At 73.5% G+C, this 17502-nt stretch carries 20 protein-coding genes; 11 read left to right on the forward strand and 9 right to left on the reverse strand.

Annotation, left to right across the window (positions count from 1 at the left end):
• Window positions 1-7: 7 nt before the first annotated feature.
• Window positions 8-400 carry an ankyrin repeat domain-containing protein gene (locus tag ADK66_RS15330; protein ID WP_053655767.1) on the reverse strand — a complete coding sequence of 131 codons (393 nt, stop codon included), beginning with the start codon at window positions 398-400 and terminating at the stop codon, window positions 8-10.
• Window positions 401-512: 112 nt separating this feature from the next.
• Between ADK66_RS15330 and ADK66_RS15335 the strand changes: the two genes are divergently transcribed.
• From ADK66_RS15335 to ADK66_RS15375, 9 genes are all read left to right on the forward strand, one after another.
• Window positions 513-890: a hypothetical protein gene (locus ADK66_RS15335; protein ID WP_053655768.1), complete on the forward strand. Its 378-nt coding sequence runs from the start codon at window positions 513-515 to the stop codon at window positions 888-890.
• 112 nt (window positions 891-1002) lie between these two features.
• On the forward strand, window positions 1003-1458 hold the full coding sequence (locus tag ADK66_RS15340; RefSeq protein WP_053655770.1) for a cysteine dioxygenase family protein: 456 nt from the start codon (window positions 1003-1005) through the stop codon (window positions 1456-1458).
• 47 nt (window positions 1459-1505) lie between these two features.
• Window positions 1506-1994, forward strand: a complete 489-nt coding sequence (locus ADK66_RS15345) for a rhodanese-like domain-containing protein (RefSeq protein ID WP_053655771.1) — start codon at window positions 1506-1508, stop codon at window positions 1992-1994.
• Between the two features lie 51 nt (window positions 1995-2045).
• Complete coding sequence (locus ADK66_RS32625; RefSeq protein WP_053655772.1) at window positions 2046-2579, forward strand: winged helix-turn-helix domain-containing protein; 534 nt, start codon at window positions 2046-2048, stop codon at window positions 2577-2579.
• A gap of 260 nt (window positions 2580-2839) precedes the next feature.
• Window positions 2840-3445 carry a winged helix-turn-helix domain-containing protein gene (locus tag ADK66_RS15355; protein WP_053655773.1) on the forward strand — a complete coding sequence of 202 codons (606 nt, stop codon included), beginning with the start codon at window positions 2840-2842 and terminating at the stop codon, window positions 3443-3445.
• A gap of 41 nt (window positions 3446-3486) precedes the next feature.
• Window positions 3487-4134, forward strand: coding sequence for a uridine kinase (locus tag ADK66_RS15360; RefSeq protein ID WP_053655774.1), 648 nt, complete (start codon window positions 3487-3489; stop codon window positions 4132-4134).
• 166 nt (window positions 4135-4300) lie between these two features.
• Complete coding sequence (locus ADK66_RS15365) at window positions 4301-4699, forward strand: TraR/DksA C4-type zinc finger protein (protein ID WP_053655776.1); 399 nt, start codon at window positions 4301-4303, stop codon at window positions 4697-4699.
• 48 nt (window positions 4700-4747) lie between these two features.
• Entirely contained in the window at window positions 4748-5620 is an 873-nt protein-coding gene (locus ADK66_RS15370; protein ID WP_053655777.1) for a DUF72 domain-containing protein, read from the forward strand.
• A 295-nt stretch (window positions 5621-5915) separates the two neighbouring features.
• Window positions 5916-6344, forward strand: a complete 429-nt coding sequence (locus ADK66_RS15375) for a DUF2267 domain-containing protein (RefSeq protein WP_053655778.1) — start codon at window positions 5916-5918, stop codon at window positions 6342-6344.
• 42 nt (window positions 6345-6386) lie between these two features.
• Here ADK66_RS15375 and ADK66_RS15380 read toward each other — a convergent pair whose 3' ends face one another.
• Entirely contained in the window at window positions 6387-7154 is a 768-nt protein-coding gene (locus ADK66_RS15380; RefSeq protein ID WP_197281527.1) for a DUF72 domain-containing protein, read from the reverse strand.
• A 157-nt stretch (window positions 7155-7311) separates the two neighbouring features.
• On the opposite strand from ADK66_RS15380, the gene ADK66_RS15385 reads away from it, so the two are divergent.
• Window positions 7312-7617, forward strand: coding sequence for a hypothetical protein (locus ADK66_RS15385; protein WP_053655780.1), 306 nt, complete (start codon window positions 7312-7314; stop codon window positions 7615-7617).
• A 9-nt stretch (window positions 7618-7626) separates the two neighbouring features.
• Window positions 7627-8901 (forward strand): cupin domain-containing protein, encoded by a 1275-nt coding sequence (locus ADK66_RS15390; protein WP_053655781.1) that lies wholly within the window; start codon window positions 7627-7629, stop codon window positions 8899-8901.
• A gap of 92 nt (window positions 8902-8993) precedes the next feature.
• On the opposite strand, the gene ADK66_RS15395 is transcribed toward ADK66_RS15390, so the two are convergent.
• The 7 genes from ADK66_RS15395 to ADK66_RS15425 all read right to left on the reverse strand — a co-directional run bounded on the left by ADK66_RS15395 (window position 8994) and on the right by ADK66_RS15425 (window position 17422).
• A complete protein-coding gene (locus tag ADK66_RS15395; protein ID WP_053655782.1) occupies window positions 8994-9503 on the reverse strand; it encodes a trypco2 family protein in 510 nt (169 codons plus the stop codon).
• A 42-nt stretch (window positions 9504-9545) separates the two neighbouring features.
• Complete coding sequence (locus ADK66_RS15400) at window positions 9546-12086, reverse strand: CHAT domain-containing protein (RefSeq protein WP_053655783.1); 2541 nt, start codon at window positions 12084-12086, stop codon at window positions 9546-9548.
• 99 nt (window positions 12087-12185) lie between these two features.
• Complete coding sequence (locus ADK66_RS15405; RefSeq protein ID WP_053655785.1) at window positions 12186-12848, reverse strand: hypothetical protein; 663 nt, start codon at window positions 12846-12848, stop codon at window positions 12186-12188.
• A complete protein-coding gene (locus ADK66_RS15410) occupies window positions 12845-15520 on the reverse strand; it encodes an FtsK/SpoIIIE domain-containing protein (protein ID WP_053655858.1) in 2676 nt (891 codons plus the stop codon). The genes ADK66_RS15405 and ADK66_RS15410 overlap by 4 nt, the downstream gene beginning before the upstream one ends.
• Window positions 15513-16610: a hypothetical protein gene (locus tag ADK66_RS15415; RefSeq protein ID WP_053655787.1), complete on the reverse strand. Its 1098-nt coding sequence runs from the start codon at window positions 16608-16610 to the stop codon at window positions 15513-15515. The genes ADK66_RS15410 and ADK66_RS15415 overlap by 8 nt, the downstream gene beginning before the upstream one ends.
• Window positions 16611-16616: 6 nt before the next feature.
• The gene (locus ADK66_RS15420) at window positions 16617-16877 is read right to left on the reverse strand and encodes a hypothetical protein (protein WP_053655789.1); all 261 of its coding nucleotides are present in this window, start codon (window positions 16875-16877) and stop codon (window positions 16617-16619) included.
• Window positions 16878-17029: 152 nt separating this feature from the next.
• Window positions 17030-17422 (reverse strand): hypothetical protein, encoded by a 393-nt coding sequence (locus tag ADK66_RS15425; RefSeq protein ID WP_053655791.1) that lies wholly within the window; start codon window positions 17420-17422, stop codon window positions 17030-17032.
• Between the last annotated feature and the right edge of the window lie 80 nt (window positions 17423-17502).

Consider the following 17502-nt stretch of genomic DNA (forward strand, 5'->3'; position numbering starts at 1 on the left):
GTCGGCGTCAGCCGGCCCGGAGCAGCTCGGCCATGTCCGGCAGGTTGAAGAACTGTGCGGTGTCGGCCGCCGACGGGTTGCCGTACGCCGGATCGGCCCCGGCGGCGAGGAGCGCGCGGACGGCGTCGGCGCTGCTGCGGAACACGGCGGCGGCGAGCGCGGTCTGCCCCCGGTCGTTGGTGCGGGTGTGGTCGGCGCCGCGGTCCAGCAGGGCGGCCACCGTGTCCGGGTGGGCGTGGTAGGCGGCCAGGATCAGCAGCGTGTCGCCCTTGTCGTTGGTGAGGTTGACCGGCAGGCCGGCGTCGATCTGGGCGGCCAGTTCCTCGGTGGAGCCCGCGCGGGCCAGGTCGAACATCCGGTGCGCGAACGCGAGGGTCTCGGCGTCAAGGTCGTCGGTCACCGGTCCAGGCTAGCCGTCGGCGTCCTGATAGGTTGCTCGGCCGGCAGGTGCGTCGGGGCCCGGCCGATGGGCCGCGTTCGCGCAGGCCAGGGGCAGGCGGGGGAGGGGTCCGATGGGTGAGACGGTCTACGTGGGCAACGCGGGTGTCGATGGCGCCGGCAACGCGGGCTGGCTGCTCGGGCACTTCGCGCCGCCGGGGGAGATCCGGCACAGCACCGACGTCGAGGTGAAGTGGGGTGTGCACCGGCCGGGGGAGGCGCGTTCCCGGTGGGCCACCGGGGAGCGTCGGACCACGCTGCTCGTTCTCGTGCAGGGGTGTTTCCGGGTCGAGCTGCCGGACCGGACGGTGCGGTTGTCCGCGCCCGGTGACTACGTGGTGTGGGCGCGGGGAGTGGATCACTCCTGGTACGCCGAGCTGGCCTCGACGGTGCTGACAGTGCGGTGGCCGTCGGTGCCGGGCTACCGGGTGGACCCGCCGGTGCTGCGCTGAATCCGCGCTCTGGAGTCAGGCGTCCCGGCATCTGAAATTACCTACTAAACCTATAGGGTTTGACGGCTAGAGTACGGAGGCACCCCGTCGAACGACCCGCGAGGAAACACCGATGATCCACTACCACACGGACACCGACCTGCTGGCCGTCGCCGCCGAATGGGCCGACCCGACCAGGTGGCCGGTCGCACTGCGATTCGACAGCGTGCAGCGCTGGTACGCCCGGCTCGCCACCGGCGTCGACCACGAGGTGTGGGCGCTGAGCTGGCTGCCCGGCCAGGGCACCGACCTGCACGACCACGGGGGTTCCGCAGGCGCGTTCCGGGTGGTCGCCGGAGCGCTCACCGAGGAGACGGTCAGCGGAGGGCGACTGCGTCCCCGGCTGCTGCCCGCCGGTTCCGGTCGCCGCTTCGGCAGCCGGCACGTGCACGTCGTCACCAACAGGGGTTCGACGCCGGCGGTGAGCGTGCACGTCTACCGGCCGGCGCTGCGCCGGATGACCCGCTACGAGCTTGTCGACGGTCGCCTGCGCGCCGCCGAGGTCGCCGAGGCCGGCCGGTCCTGGTGAACGACAGCCGGCATCGAATAACCCCCGTCACCGGAAGGAACCCGATAATGCAGGTCATCGCCGACCACTGTCCGGCTCCCGTGCCGCCGCCGGGCTCCCGCGGCATCGACGAGATCCTGGCCGCCGCCCGCGCCCGGCTCGACCGGCTCGACCCGGAGCGGGCGCACCTGGCGTACCGGGCCGGTGCCCTGCTTGTCGACATCCGGCCGGCCGCACAACGGGCCGCGCACGGCGTCGTGCCGGGCTCCCTCGTTGTCGAACGCAACGTGCTGGAGTGGCGCTTCGACCCGCGTTGCCCGGCCCGCCTGCCGCAAGCCGTCGACTACGACGTGCCGGTGGTGATCCTGTGCCAGGAGGGCTACACCTCGTCGCTCGCCGCCGCCGCGTTGCAGGACATCGGGCTGCACCGGGCCACCGACGTCGACGGTGGCTTCGCGGCCTGGCGGATCGCCGGCCTGCCGGCCCTCGGCCCGACCCCGCTGCACCACGCGTCCCCCCTCGCGTCTCCGGTCACCGCCGGCTGGGCGCGCCGCTGACCGTCACGCCGCACCGGGCGTGGCGGGCGTACCGCCATCTCAGGAGGCACCATGTCCGTCGTCGCCATCCCCGCGCGTCCCCACCCGGTGGCCCGCCCCAACCGTCAGCGCACCGGCCCGACCCTGACCATCACGCTGGATCTCACCCCCGGCCCGTTGAGCCCTCGGCTTGCCCGATTGGTGCAGCTGCTCGGCGAGCTTGCCGAGTCGGGCGAGGGGCAGATGAGCGCGACCGACACCGCCGCCGTCGTCCCGGAGCCGCCGCCCGCCGCCACCGCCGACTTCGACCACGTGCGCATCCTGGCCGGCTCGCGGGCGGTCCGTCGCGGTGAGCGGGTGGTGGCGCTGACCCGCATCGAGTACGACCTGCTGTTGTTCCTGGCCGAGCACCCGCGCCGCGTCTTCACCCGCCTCCAGTTGCTGTCGAACGTCTGGGGTTACGAGCACGCGGTCCTCCGCACCGTGGACGTGCACGTACGTCGCCTGCGCGCGAAGCTGGACGGCGTGGAGGTGGTCACCACCGTCCACGGGGTGGGCTACCGGCTGGCCGACGAGGCGCGGATCAGCGTGGACCACACGCGCTGACCAGCGGGCGGGCGGCCGAGCGGAGGCGGCTCGCGACAAACCGCTGAACAGGACGGGGACCCCCGTATCGGGGCATCCCGGTGGCTCTGCTGTAATCATCTGACGTCGCACGCAGAGCGAGCGTCTGGCTGCGATGTGTTCGTCAATTGTCACATTCATGCAACGCAGCCGCCTCTTGACCCTCGCTCAGGCGCCGGGAAGCATCGATGAAGCGGCGTCCCGGGCCGTGGGGAGATACCCGGACCAGCCCAAGGAGGACCATGTCGGTCAGCCCCGCCTCGTCGCGCGCCGGATGGCATACGTCCCAACCCGCGGTTCCCGGTCGACCCCCTGGCGGTCAGCGCCGCCCGGCGAGCACCGTGGCGCCGATGCTCACTGTGACGCTGTCCATTCCGTTGGCCTGCGAGGAGTCGCTGACCGCACCGGCCCGACGGCTGCTCGAGGCGGCCCGCGAGATGCTGGAGCAGGGTGAGGGCGTCGTCGTCAACGCGGTCCCGGCCGAGCGCCGCCCCGATTCGCCACCGGCCACGAGGTCGCCGGCCCGGGCGCTCACCCCGACCATCCCCGCCCTGCACATCCTGGCCTCGTCCCGGTCGGTGCTGCGCGACGGCGAGCCGCTGCCGCTGACCCGACTTGAGTTCGACCTCCTGCTGCACCTGGTCGCCCACCCCCGGCGGGTGTTCACCCGGCTGCAACTGCTCAACGCCGTGTGGGGCTACGAGCATGCCGGCGTGCGTACCGTCGACGTGCACGTCCGCCGGCTGCGGGGCAAGGTCGGCGTGGACGTCCCCCTTGTCACCACCGTCTACGGCGTGGGCTACCGGCTGGCCGACGACGCCCGCGTCACCATCGACCGCACCGGCTGACCGCCGCCCTCCGCCTGTCCGACGCGGGGCAGGATGGTCCGGTGCGTATCCGTCCCATCTCGCCCGACCTGCTCGTCGCGGAGCTGACCGGCCGGCTCGTCGACGCCGCCACCGACGCCGAGCCCGCCCGGTTGCGGGTGGCCGTCGACGGCGCCCCCGCCGCCGGCCCGGACGAGCTGGCCGAGGCTCTGGTGGACCCGCTGCGCGCCCGGGGACGCCCGGTGCTGCACGTCCGCGCCGCCGACTTCCTGCGGCCCGCCTCGCTGCGCTTCGAACTCGGCCGGACCAACCCGGACTCCTACTACGAGGGCTGGGTCGACGAGCCGGGGCTACGCCGTGAGGTGCTCGACCCGGCCGGCCCCGGCGGCGACGGCCGACTGCTCCCGTCGCTGTGGGACGCCACCGCCGACCGGGCCAGCCGGGCCCGGTACGTCGACCTGCCGCCCGGTGGTGTGGTCCTTGTCAGCGGCGCGCTGCTGCTCGGCGGGGGTCTGCCCTTCGACGTGACAGTCCACCTTCAGCTGTCGTCTGCGGCGTTGCGCCGACGCACCGGGCCGTCCCAGGAGTGGACGCTTCCGGCCTTCGACAGGTACGCCGACGAGGTCGTCCCCGCAAGCTTCGCCGACGTGGTGGTACGGGCCGACGACCCTCGACATCCCGCGCTCGTCGAACCGGGCGTCGATGGCTGAAACGAGACGACAATTTCGCCGGTTTGGCCGGCACCTCCGGCGGGTACTCGCCCGGCTCACAGAGCGCGGGTGACCGCCCGCGTACCGGATGCGACCGTGACCGGGGCTTTCCGCCGCCGGCACCCGGTTCACATTGAGCCACCAGGCCCAGGAAAGGCAGGCAGCGATGCTCGTCCACGACACGGTCGGTACGGGCCGTTCCCAGACGGAGATCGACCAGATCCGGCTTTCCCTTCAGGCGCGCTACGACGAGCTGACCGCGGAGTACGAGCAGACGGTTCTCCAGAGCCAGGTGCTGCGCCTGGTGGAGGTCGGTGATACCGCCGGCGACGACCAGGCCGACAGCGGCACCAAGACGGCCGAGAGGGACACCGCCCAGTCGTTGCTGCGGACCATTCTGGACCGGCGCGCCCAGTACGAGCACGCGCTCGGTCGGCTCGCCGAAGGCACGTACGGCTGGTGTGAGGGCTGCTCGGCGGCGATCCCCGTGGAACGGCTGGAGATCTTCCCGGCCGCCACCACGTGCGTGACCTGCAAGCAGACCCGCGAGCGGCGGGCAGCCTGAGCGACGCCAGCGGTTGCCGGTCGGTCCGCGACACGATGGACTCAACACATGGGTGACATTCTCGTGGGCACCGCGTCGTGGACCGACCGCACCCTGCTGGACTCCGGCTGGTATCCGCAGACGGCGGACAACCCGGAGAAACGCCTGGCCTACTACGCCCGGCAGTTCCCGCTGGTCGAGGTGGACGCCACCTACTACTCGCCGCCCGCCGAGGCGACGGCGCGGCTGTGGGCAGAGCGCACCCCGGCGGGCTTCACGTTCAACATCAAGGCGTTCAGCATGCTCACCGGGCATCCGACCCGGGTCAACGCGCTGTACAAGGACCTGCGGCCGGACACCGACAAGAAGAACGTCTACCCCGACGACCTGCCCGCGCAGTCGTACGAGGAGGTGTGGACGCGCTTCCTGTCCGCACTGGACCCGCTTGTCGAGGCGGGCAAGCTGGGCGCGCTGCTGTTCCAGTTCCCGCCCTGGTTCACCATCAAGCGGGCCAACAAGGAGTACCTGCTGGAGGTGGCCAAGCGCTGCTCGCCACTGCGCCCGGTCTACGAGTTCCGGCACGCCTCCTGGTTCGACGGCGACAACGCCGAGGAGACGCTCGCCTTCCTGCGCGAGCACCGGCTGTCGTACGTCTGCGTGGACATGCCGCAGGGTCACCGCTCGTCGGTGCCCCCGGTGCTGGCCGCCACCGGAGACCTCGCGGTGATGCGCTTTCACGGCCACAGCGACAAGTGGACAAGCAAGGACATCCACGAGAAGTTCGGCTACCACTACTCGAAACGGGAGCTGGCGGACTGGGCGCCGAAGCTGCGCGAACTGGCCGACGAGGCCGGGCAGACCCACGTACTCATGAACAACTGCTATCGGGACTACGCCCAGACCAACGCGAAGACCCTCGCCGGGCTCCTCGACACCGCCTGACCGGCCGGCTCACCCGATCCGGGTGGGGCCGGCTCACCCGTCCGACCGGCACGGTGGAGGGGTGCGTGGGGTCGCCGGTGGCGACCGTGCGCCGGAGACGACACGGAGGTGACACCGATGACGGTTCGAGTGGTGAGCGATCGGCGGCGTGGCGCCGTCCTGCGCGTGGTCGGCACTGCCGACAACGCCCGACGCGCCCCGCAGGGCAGCCCGATACGGGCCCGTCGTGGGCCGGCGGGACCGCCGCGACGCGCCGACGACAGACGGTGGGACATCACGGAACGGGGGACGACCGATGGCTGACACGATGATCTCGGCGTTCGAGTCCTCGTTGGACAAGACGAACCTGATCCTCAAGGACATCGAGTCCGCCTACGGGTGGCCCAAGGAGCGGCGCAACCAGTCGTACGCGGCGCTGCGCACCGTCCTGCACCTGCTGCGTGACCGGCTGCCGGTGAACGAGAGCGTCGAGTTCGCCCAGCAGTTGCCGGTCCTGGTGCGGGGGATCTACTTCGACGGATGGAACCCGTCGGACGTCCCGATCAAGCTCAACCGGGACGACTTCCTCTACGAGGTCCGCCAGGGGTTCCCGTACGACGTGCAGGGCGGCCCCGAGCGGGTGGCACAGGTGGTGCTTGACACCCTGCGCCGGCACGTGACCCAGGGCGAGTGGCAGGACGTGAAGGACACAATGCCCAAGGATCTCGCCACGATGCTGCCGTGACACGCTGCGGCCGGAGGCCCGCCCGACGACCGTCGGGCGGGCTCAGTCGTCGGAGGCGGGCGACGGCACCCGGGACACCGGGTGACCGGCCTTGCGGGCGAGCGCGGCGAAGGCGACAGCGTCCACGATGGCCGCGCCACCGGGGTCGTTGTTGAAATAGACGTACGCCGGTTCGTCCGCGCCGAACGCGTCGGTGAGCCGGCGCACCCATGAGCCGAGCGCCGCGCGGCCGTAGCGGGGCCACGGCCGCGCCCGTCCCTCGTGCAGCCGCAGATAGCCGAAGTCCGTGGTGCGCCACTGCGGGGCGACCGGGCGGCCCAGCCGGTCGGCCCAGACCAGCGCCGCGCGCCGGCGCTCCAGCACCGCACGGGTGGCGTCGGTCCACCACGACGGGTGCCGCGGTTCGACGGCCACCCGTACCTCGGCGGGAAACAGCCGCAGTGTCGCGTCGAGCGCATCGACGTCGGCCCGGAGGTTCGGTGGCAGTTGCAGCAGCACCGGGCCGAGCCGGTCACCGAGCGCGGTGGCCCTGCCGAGGAAGCGGGCCACCGGCTCCGCCGGCTCGCGCAGCCGTTTGATGTGGGTGAGGTAGCGGCTCATCTTCACTGCGACGCAGAAGTCCGCCGGGGTTCGCGCCCGCCACGCGGCGAACGTGTCCCGCTCCGGCAGCCGGTAGAAGGCGTTGTTGACCTCGACGGTGGCGAAGCCGGCCGCGAAGTGCTCCAGCCAGAGCCGCTGGGGCAGTTGCTGCGGATAGAAGCGGCCGCGCCAGTCCCGGTACTGCCAACCGGAGGTGCCCACCAGGATCACCACCCCATCCTGGCACCCGGACCCGCCGTCGGTGAACTGCCCGTGTCGCCCCGTTTCGGCGTCTACGGTGTGGGTTAGAGAAGATCGCGTGTGGGGTACCACCCGCTGCACGACGAACCCCGGCGTATGGCGGGGCGGCACATCCGAGGGAGTTCCCATGGCACTCAACGATGACGACATGCAGACCACCGGTGGCGGTGGCGTGGAAGGTCCGGCCGATGGTGGCGCGACGCCCGGTCAGCACGACGGTGGTGCCGATGGCAGCGCGGAGGGTCCGGCCGATGGTGGCGCGACCCCCGGCCAGCACGACGGTGGCGCGGACGGCGGCGCGGAGGGTCCGGCCGATGGTGGCGCGACGCCCGGTCAGCACGACGGTGGTGCCGATGGCAGCGCGGAGGGGCCGGCCGATGGTGGCGCGACCCCCGGCCAGCAGGACGGTGGCGCTGACGGCAGCGCCCGGTAGGGCACCGTCGTGACAGATCTCGACCCGCCGGGCGGCCACAGCCGCCCGGCGGTTCCGTCCGCCGACGCCACGACGGCGCTGGCCCGCTGCGTCTCGGTGGAGCCGGCCAAGTTCGCCGCCGCGTACTGGGGCCACACGCCGCTGCTGTCCCGCGCCGCCGACCTGCCCGACCCGGCGGGCTTCACCGACCTGCTCAGCCCCGCCGACGCCGACGAGCTGCTGAGCCGACGCGGTCTGCGTACCCCGTTCCTGCGCGTCGCCAAGGACGGCCAGATCGTGCCGGCGGCCCGCTTCACAGGCGGTGGCGGCGCCGGCGCCGAGATCGGCGACCAGGTGCTCGACGAGCGGGTACTGGAGCAGTACGCCGCCGGCGCCACACTTGTGTTGCAGGGCCTGCACCGGATCTGGCCGCCGGTCGTCGACTTCGCCCGTGACCTCGGGCTCGCGTTGAACCAGCCGTTACAGGTCAACGCCTACCTCACGCCGGCGGGCAGCCAGGGCTTCGCCACCCACTACGACACCCACGACGTGTTCGTGCTCCAGGTCGACGGGCGCAAGCACTGGCAGATCCACCCTCCGGTGCTGCCCGACCCGCTGGAGAAGCAGCCCTGGGGCGGCCGTGCCGACGAGGTGGGCGCCACCGCGCAGGGCCCCGCCGCGCTGGACGTGGTGCTCGCTCCCGGCGACGCCCTCTACCTGCCGCGTGGTTGGCTGCACAGCGCCCAGGCGCAGGAGGCCAGCTCGCTGCACCTGACAGTGGGCGTGCGCGCGTTGACCCGCTACGCCCTGGTCGAGGAGCTGCTGGCTCTGGCCGCCGAGGACCAGCGGCTGCGCGCGAGCCTGCCGTTCGGCACCGACGTCGCCGACCCGGAGGCCATCGAGCCGGAGCTGACCGAGACGGTGGAGGCGCTGCGCGACTGGCTGCTGCGCGCCGACCCGGGCGCTGTCGCGGGCCGGTTGCGCCAGCGCGCCTGGTCGGCCGCCCGTCCGGCGCCGATCCGTCCGCTGGCCCAGGCCGCCGCGCTGGACGCCCTGGACGCGGAGTCCCGGCTCGCCCCGCGCCCCGGTCTGCGCTGGCAGCTCGTGCCGCACGGGCCGGACACCGTGGCGCTGCGCCTGTTCGACCGCACCATCACCCTGCCGGTCGCCTGCGAGCCGGCGGCCCGCGCGCTGCTCACCGGAGCCGTCACCCGGGTCGGCGACCTGCCAGGCCTGCCCGACGACGCCGACCGGGTCACCCTGGCCCGCCGACTGCTGCGCGAAGCGGTTCTGGTCCCGGCCTGAGCGCGGCGTCCGTTCCCCGGCCCGCGCGCGGCGGTCGTGGTCCTGGCCGGAGCGCGCCGGTCCCGGCCTGAGCGTGGCGTGGCCCCGGCGGCTCAGCCCGCCGCGACGAGCTCGATCCGGAGCGTGTTCGTGACCTCGTCGGTCAGCTCGCCCTCCGCGCCCACCGAGATCGTGCCCTCGTCGGTGATGCCGAAGACGAGTTCCACGGTGCCAGCCTTGAGCACCAGCGGGTCGTCGCCCCGGGTGCCGGCGGCGACTGCCGCGCGGATCGCGGTGATCGCGTCGACGAGGGTCTCCTCGACGGCGGCGTCGCGCACCTCGTGCTGGCCGACGAGGTCTTCAGGCACGAGGGTGATGTCGATGGTGTGGGTGCGTTGCCGGGAGTGGCTGACGCCCACCTTGACCTTCCAACCGATCACCGGCACCCGGAAGTCCAGGCCACCGCCCAGCTTCGTGGTGGCGACGGCGCTGAGGGTCAGCTGCACCGACGCGACGCGCAGGTCCCGGTCCGCGTCGGTGCTGGAGATGCCCGCGCGCTTCACCGCGTTCTGCACCGCCGACACCAGTTCGTCGACGGGCACGCTGTCGTCGGTCACGTCCATTGCCGCACCTGCTCTTCTGCGTGGGTGGGACCGCATGCCCGGTCAGGCGGCGGTGGCGAACGGGTCGCCGTAGACGGTGTAGGCCAGCCAGGTCGGGTCGAGGGGGTCGTCCTGCTGCCCGGTGCGCGCCGCGAGGGCCGCCGCGCCGAGCGTCTCGCCCTCGGCCAGCGCCTGGTAGAACGCCGTCGCGAAGCGGGCCGAGCTCTCCGAGCGCACCGCCCACAGCGTGCCCACGAACGCGCCGGCCCCGGAGGCCATGAACTGCTGCGCCCACCCGAGCATCCGGGTGTACGTCGGGGCCACGCCCGCGCTGCGGCACGCGTTGATGAAGACCAGCGGTACGGAGTCCTGCAGCGGTCTGCGGATGCTCGCCTCGGTCAGCAGGGCCGGCCGGATCCGGCCGCCGTCCAGGTCGATGAACGAGCCGTCCGCCGAGAACGTGTTATGGCAGGCGAAGTGGAGGGCCCCGAGCGACCCGGAGTTGATCAGGTCGAGCAGCTCGTCCGCCCGGGTGATCGGCTCGCCGTCGTCCGCGCCGAGGATCGCCCGGATGGCCGCGACCTCCTCGCGTGCTCCGGTGGGCGCCTTGGCTGGGAGCACGAAACGCGGGTTGTCCAGGCCGATCGCCGTGGTCGCGTGCTGCCCGTAGGTGCGGCGTACCACCGGGACCTGCTCGACGAGAAAACCGGCGTCCTGCTGGGCGCTGAGCGGATGGAGCAACTCCCACGGCACCACGTCGTAGTCCGTGGCGATCGTGAAGGCGCTCATGCTGCCCCGGACCTGCCAGAACTGGTCCTGGATCTCGCGGGGCACCAGCTCCGACCACAGCCCGATGCCGGCGGACCGGATGACCTGGCGGGTCATTGCCGGGCTGTCCCGGGAGCCGCCCCGGGCCACCTGCTGGAGCTCCCGGATGGCGTTCTCCACGGCCGCCGTGGGCGTGTTGGTGACCGACTCGACGACAGGTGCGAACAGCACACCGTGGTCGGAGCGCAGCTGGAACGTGTACCGGGTGCCGTCGAACCGGACCTCCATGGTGACCTCGCCCGGCCGCGCGTGCGGGGCCGGCAACGACGCCCCCCTCGGCTGCCCGTCCCTAAACGGTCCGCCGGTCGCCACCGACACGTCGACGGACACCTCGGCGAGGAAGGTGCCGCCGGCCCAGGCCGTCACGTCGACGCGATGCAATCCGGGGGTACGCGCGCCGAAGCCGAACCGGAGCGGCGGCGGGTCCTCACCCGGCCGGATCAGCACCGTCTGTTGGAGCGGCCCCTCGGCGTGCAGGCCGGCGGGTGCGTGCACGGTGACGGTGACGGGGGTGCCGGCGTCGAGGACGACGAGGCTCTTCAGCCGGGCGGTTGCGGCGTCCGGGTGCACCGGCTGGCCCTCGGTGACGAACCGGACGTCGACGCTCAGGTCCTGACTCACGGGCACCTGGGCGGGCGCGCGTGCCACCAGCAGCCGCTGAGGCTCCTCGACGGCGACCCCGAAGACCGCACCCGGACCGGTCACGCGCCCCGTGAACCGGGTGTTGCCCGCTGGCCGACGATGACGGCGGACCCTGCGGCTGAGCGGGCGCAGCCGTGGACGTTTCGCGGCGGGTGTTATCCGCCGAGGCGAAGTCTGGAAGGGATCGATCTCGCGCTCGATGCTCAGCCGGGTGCGTACCGCCTGGAGGGTGAATCCGCCCGGTGCGAGCAGGTGGGGACCCAGCAACTCCCGGACGGCGGTCTCGGCGTCGCCGATCTCGTCGACGTCGAACCGCCGGGTGACCGGTCGGCAGGTGTCCACAAAGAAGGCGCGCAGCGGGGGCACCGCGTCCGACACCGCGCATCGGACGACCTGCGCCGGGTCGGTCACCCGGAATTCGACGGCGATCGACGCCCGGAAGTCGCGCCCGAAGTCCTTCGACGGCAGTGGGACGTGGAGAAGGGCCTGGTGCCCGTCGGTGTCCACCTCGTACCGCGCGGAATACGTGGTGGGGTCGCTGAATGACGACCGGCCCGGCGTGCCCGGCTCGACGATCTCCAGATCACCCGCAAGGGTCGAGTAGACGACGGCCGCCGCGGATGAGGGGGACGGCATGGCCGGCCGCACCGGCGCCTCGTCGAGCAGCACGGGCACTTCGGGCCCGCCGGCACCGGTGCCTGCTCCGAACCTGACGGCGAGGGCGTCGACGAGACGACGGTTGTCCGAATAGGCGCTCGGCAGGCGGATCCGCCAGAACCGCAGATCGGCGAGCGGTCGGAGCGACGGGTGCAGCTCTTCCTCGGCCGGCTGCTCCGTGTCGTCCACCAGCACGCCGACGACCGGGCCGCCCCACGCGAACGCCCTCGCGATCTGCCGACCGACGATGTCTGGGGCCCTCACCGAACGGTCCGCGCCGCTGCGCCACCCCGATCCGATCACGACGATCACTGCCGCCACATCCAGCCGGTCGACCCAACGCCCGAACTCGGCCTCGTCGTCGTCCGAACCGGCGCGAAAGACGCCCTCGTGCCCGAATCGGACGGTCAGCGCGTCGTCGATGAGCCGCGCCACGAAACTGTCGTCGCGGTGATAGCTGAGGAAGAAGCTGACCATCGCGCGTACCGTATCCGGAGTTCCGGCCCCGACTGGCCTTCGCGGCGGTCGGCTATGCGACAGCCTGATGTGGACAGACCCGGCTGCGGTGGTCGACCGTCAGCGGCCGAGCACCAGCAGCAGCGCGGTCGTGAGCAGGCCGGCGCCGAGCACCACCAGGATCGGGCGCGGACTGAGCACCGCGTGCCGGCGGTCGGCCAGCACCCGTGCCGGCACCAGACCGATGAGCGGCCCGCACAGCGTCACCACCAGCGCCAACACGGGCAACCCGACCGCCAGGTCGCCGCCGTACCCGACGCCGAGCGCCCGCGCGCCCACACCCAGCGCGTACGCCAGCACCGCGCCGGCCACGCCGCACAGCGCCAGCAGCGGGTTGACCGAGCCGGGCAGCTCACCGGGCTGCCCCGCCCGGTTGAGCAGGTCCCGCGCCCGGCCGAGCAGCAGCTGCGGGTCGGTCGCCCCGCTGCCGTTGGCCGGTACGGGTGGCCCGGCGAGCCGCCGGACGCCCAGCCGCGTCCGTACCTGCTGCCACAGGTGCGCCACCTCGGCGTCGACGCGCTCCTGCTCCTCGCGGGCGGCGATCAGCTCCTCCTCGGCGAGCCGCACCTGCTCGGTGGCGTCGGCGACGGCCCGCTCGGCAGCCGCGCACTGCCGCTCGTACCAGGTGTGCGCCTCGGCGCGCTGTTCGCGTACCCGCGCTGTCAACTCGGCCAGTCGCCGCAGCTGCGCCGCGTACGTCTCACTTGTCACCGGTTGGTTCATCGGGCCGGTCCATAGGGGATGATCACCTGTCCGGTGCGGTGCACCGCCCGGTCGAAGAAGAGCCCTCGCCACGGGCGGGGATACCAGTCCGGGCCGCCGGTGCCCGGATAGAGCGACGCGCCCAGCTCGCCGCCGTGCGTGTCGAGCGCCACCCAGGCGCCGATCTGGTCGGTGCGGGCGGCCGGGCCACCCAGGTCGGCGCGCATCCGGGCCACGCCCCGCCACCAGGCCAGCACGTGGGTCCGCCGCTCCGGCCCGTCGTGCAGGATCCGGCGCAACTGCTCCAGGCCGGTACGCCGTCCGGCCCGCGCCGCCAGCGCCCCGGCGGCCGCGTCGACGGCGAACAGCAGCAGATAGTGCGGGCTGCCGGGGCCGGTGAGCCCGTCGGCGGTCTCGGCCATCAGCTCGCCGACGGTCTCCTCGTCGTACCAGGCGGCGTCGTCGGCAAGGTCGTCGTAGAGCGCGCGGGCGATCGGGTCGGCGTCCGGGTCCAGGCAGGCGATGGAGAAACGGGCGGTGCCCGGCGGGTGCTGGCGGGCCAGTGACCGGGCCGCCGCGTCCAGCACCGCGCACGCCTCGTCGACACGGGTGCCCAGCACCGCGAGGTTGCGGCCCGGTGCGCGGGGCAGCCGCAGCGCCGCCGACCGGGCCTGCACGTCGATGATTTCGCCGAGCAGGGCCACCGGGTTGCGGGGCGTACGCCCGTCCGGCGGCACGTCGAGCGCCCGGAAGTCCGGCGCCTCGGCCAGCCGGGGGACCGCGTCGCCGTCGAAGAGCCGGGCCGGCGCCGCGTCGGAGGGGCGCATCCGCCACAGTCGGTGCTGAAGGGTGCTCCACGTCTCCCAGTCGCTGGCCGCCGGGATCTGGGCGATCTCGTTGCCCTCCACCATGCCCGACTCGGCGTTGACCACCGCGTGCCAGCGCGGCAGCGACTGCGCCGCGTCGTTGCGTTCGGCGAGGATCCGTAGCGCCTTGGGCAGCGCGATGCGCAACGCGAACTGGGCCACAAGCGCCGGACGGCCCCACAGCGCCTCGATGCCCCGTACGTCCTGGGAGGCGAGCACCAGGTGGATGCCCTGCGAGCGACCCCGCCGGGCCAGGTCCTCCAGCAGGTCGGCGGCCTCCCGGGCGACCACGTCCCGGCCGGCCAGCAGCATCTGGAACTCGTCGACCACCGCGACGATCCGTGGCCAGTGCCCCGTCGGGTCGACAGCGCGCAGTTCGGCCAGCTTGGTGACCTCGTGCTTCTTGGCGGCGTCGGCCCGCCTGCGCAGCTCCTCGGTGAGGAAGCGCAGCAGCGCCAGCCCGAACTCCCGGTCGGTGTTGACGTTGATGCCGACCAGCCGCATGTGCGGCAGCCAGCTCGGGTCACGCCGGCCCTGGGCGAACCGGGCGAAGGACACCCCCTCCTTGAAGTCCAGCAGATAGAACTCCAGCTCGGCGGGGGAGTAGCGGGCCGCGAGGGCGCCGATCCAGGCGAAGATCAGATTGGTCTTGCCGGTGCCGGACGGCCCACCGATGAGGGCGTGCGGCGGATAGTCGCCGAGCGTCAGCCGTACGGGCCGGCCGTGCGGCCCCGAACCGATCGGCGCGGTCAGGCCGCCCGCCGAGTCCTCCCGCCACATCAGTTCGGGCGGTGGCAGCAGGTCGTCGAAGGGGGTCGGCGGTGGCCCGGCGTTCACCTGGGCGGCGACCGCCCGGCAGGTCTCGGTGACAAGCGTCGCCGGTGGCGGAGGGTCCAGGCGTACCGGCAGGCCGGACGGGCCGCCGATCCGGGTGCCTGACGTGTCGGCCACCACGCGGGTGACCGTCGGGTCGTCCGGCAGCGGTACGCCCCGGACCACGAGGTGCACCCCGCATGCGGCTCCGGTGCGGACCACCCTGTCGAGTTGCCCGCGTTCGTGCCGGTTGAGTTCGTCGCCGCCGAGCAGCACCGCCACCCGCCACGGCTCGGGACGCCGGCCGGTCGCCCCGGCCAGGTCGCGCAGCGAGCCGTGCTCACCGGCCAGCACCGTCTCGTTGATCCGGCGGATCTGCTCGACCAGGTCGTCGAGCAGCGGGCCCAACCCGCCGGGGCCGACGAAGGTGAGCAGCCCCGCGGTGCCCAGAGGGGCGAACCCGGCCAGGCCGCCGCCGAGATGCTCCGGGTCGTACCCGATCAGTCGGATGGCACCCGGTTCGGCGCGGCCGGCGGCCCGCAGCAGCAGCGCGGACACGACGGCGTCGCAGCCGGCGCGGTCGTCGCCGGTGAGCTGGACGTGCCCGGCGTCGAGCAGCGGCACCAGCGCGGGCACCGGGTCGACGTCGTCGATCCGGACCGTGCCGATCCGCAGCGCGCCGGGCGGCTCGGCCCGTCGGGTGGGTGTGGGCTGCCAGCCCGGCCAGTCGGCACCGGCACAGCCGGGCGCCTCGCGGCGGGCGGCGTCGGCGGCGAGGCGGGCCAGTTCGGCGATCCGAGAGGCGTACCGGCTGTCGATCTCGGCGAGACGGCGGTCCCGCTGGGCGCCCACCCGCTCCGGCACGGCGGCGGCGGCACGGCGGACCCGGGTCAACAGCTCCCGCCCGGTGGTCAGGTCGGCCTGGGCGGCGGATAGCCGGGTACGGGTGGTGCCCAGCGCCTCGGCGAGCGTGTCCCGGACCCGGGCGGCGAGCTGGCCGCGCCGGTCAGCCATCGGAGCCCCGGCGTGCCGGCGCGTCCCGCCACGGACTGCCGGTACGCGGCAGGCCGGCGGAGTGCTGCCGCTCCCCACCGCCGGGGGAGGCGCCCGGACGCTGCCGGGCGCCGCTGGCCCGGTGTCCACCCGCCGGCTGCGGGCTCGCGGTGCGCGGCGCGTCGGCGGCGGGTTGCGGGCTGGCGGTGTTGTGCGGGCTGGCGGTGCGCTGCGCGCCGGTAGCGGTTTGCGGGCCGGTGGAGGGTGGCTGCCCACCGGTGGACAGGTCCCGGCCCAGCCGGGCGAGCAACAGCCCGGTCGCCACGCCTGCGGTGACCGCCGAGTCGGCGGCGTGGGGCGGCTCGCCGGAGGATCGCGGCGGCGGCATCCGGCACACACGGGTCAGCAGCGTCTCCAGCACCGGCGGTGGCAGGCCGGGAAGCAGGTCGCGGACCCGCCCGTCCAGCTCACCGCGCAGCCGCCCCAGGTCGGCGGCGCGCGGCGGATGCCCCAGCAGCTCACCGGCCAGCTCGCGCAGCAGCGGTGGGGCCAGCGCGGCCATGCCCAGGCCCACGTCCGCTGACGCCCGGCGCAGCTCGGTGCGCAGCCGGTCCCGGTCACCGGCGCGCACCCCGCGTACGACCCGGCGCAGCAGCTCCTGGGAGTCGTCGAGCCGTTCGTCGGGCTCGTCGGCGCCGCCGTCGCTGCCGCCGGTCAGCTCCGCCACCCGCACCGCCCACCAGCGGCGCATCCGGACCTGCTCAGAGGTCTCCGGCGTCACTGTGGTCGGCTCCGCCGACGGCGGCGCGTCGTGGCGCGGGTCGCGGCGTTCCGGACGGGGCGGCGGAGCGCCGTCGGCGGCCAGCCCGATCGCGGCCAGGTACGCCGAGAGCTGCTCCTGCGCGACCCGCAGCGCGTAGTTGGCGCTCTCGGCGTGCTCGGTGGCTGCGGACAGCTCGGGCACTCCCATGGGGTTGGCCGACTCCTGGCGGACCCAGCGCAGCCGTTCCGCGGCCAGGCCGAACTTCTCCAGCGCCTGCCCGAGCAGCCCCACCGGGAACTCCTCGCTGGCGGCGCGGACCTGCCCGCCGACGTCCTCGATGATGGACACGGCCGCCTACAGGGTGGCGACGTAGAGCTGCGCCTGCTCGACAGCGACAAGTGTCGCGGCGAGACACTCCTCCAGCTCCTGGCTGGCCTGGCTCAGCGACGCCTGGGCCGCCTCCACCGTCTCGTGGCCGCTGCCCTCAAGCGCGCCCGCGAGTGTCTGCTGGGCCTCGGACAGTTTCTCCCCGGCGGCCTGCACGGCTGTCTGCCCGTCACCGATCTGTTGGAGGGCGACATCGATGGCAGCCTTCAGCTCGGCGACGCTCGCCACGGTGCAACCTCCTGGGGGCGGGGAGGCCTCCATTAGAGCCTATCGGCGATCGTGGGAAAACCTCCGCCCTGGTGGTGTTCCTGCCCGGGTGTCCGGTTGCCGCCCTGAAGTGCCGGGAGTCCGTTCTGTGGGAGTCCCAGTCCGAGAACTTCTCACCTGTTGGCGGGGGTCTCGCGCAGCCACCGGGGTCCGTACACCTCGGCGCCCAGCGCAGTGACCCGCTCGCGCAACTCCCTGTCGGCGGTGACCACGAGCCTGCGGCGGCGCGGCGCGGCCTGCACCAACTCGACCACCGCGTCGTCGCCCGAACCGGGGGCGGAGACCACCCGGACGTCGTCGATGCCGGGCACGTCCCGCGCGGCGCCCTCGACCACGAGCACCACCTCGACCGGTGCGTCCAGCCGGGCGGCCAGGCCGGTCGCGGCCACCGGCGCGAGGGAGTCACGCAGCCGGGCGGCGGCCCCGGCCCGGTCCCGCCACCACCCGTTCGGGCGGGAGCCCACCACGTTGGCGCCGTCCACGATCAGCAGCGGGTTCTCATCCATCCCGCAAGCCTGCCACCACCGGCCGGCGTCGGGCCGTCGCCACTCCACAACGCCGGGGTGTCGCCGCCGGGGCGTTTGTC

Source organism: Micromonospora sp. NRRL B-16802 (assembly GCF_001279555.1).
Taxonomy (GTDB): Bacteria; Actinomycetota; Actinomycetes; order Mycobacteriales; family Micromonosporaceae; genus Micromonospora; species Micromonospora profundi.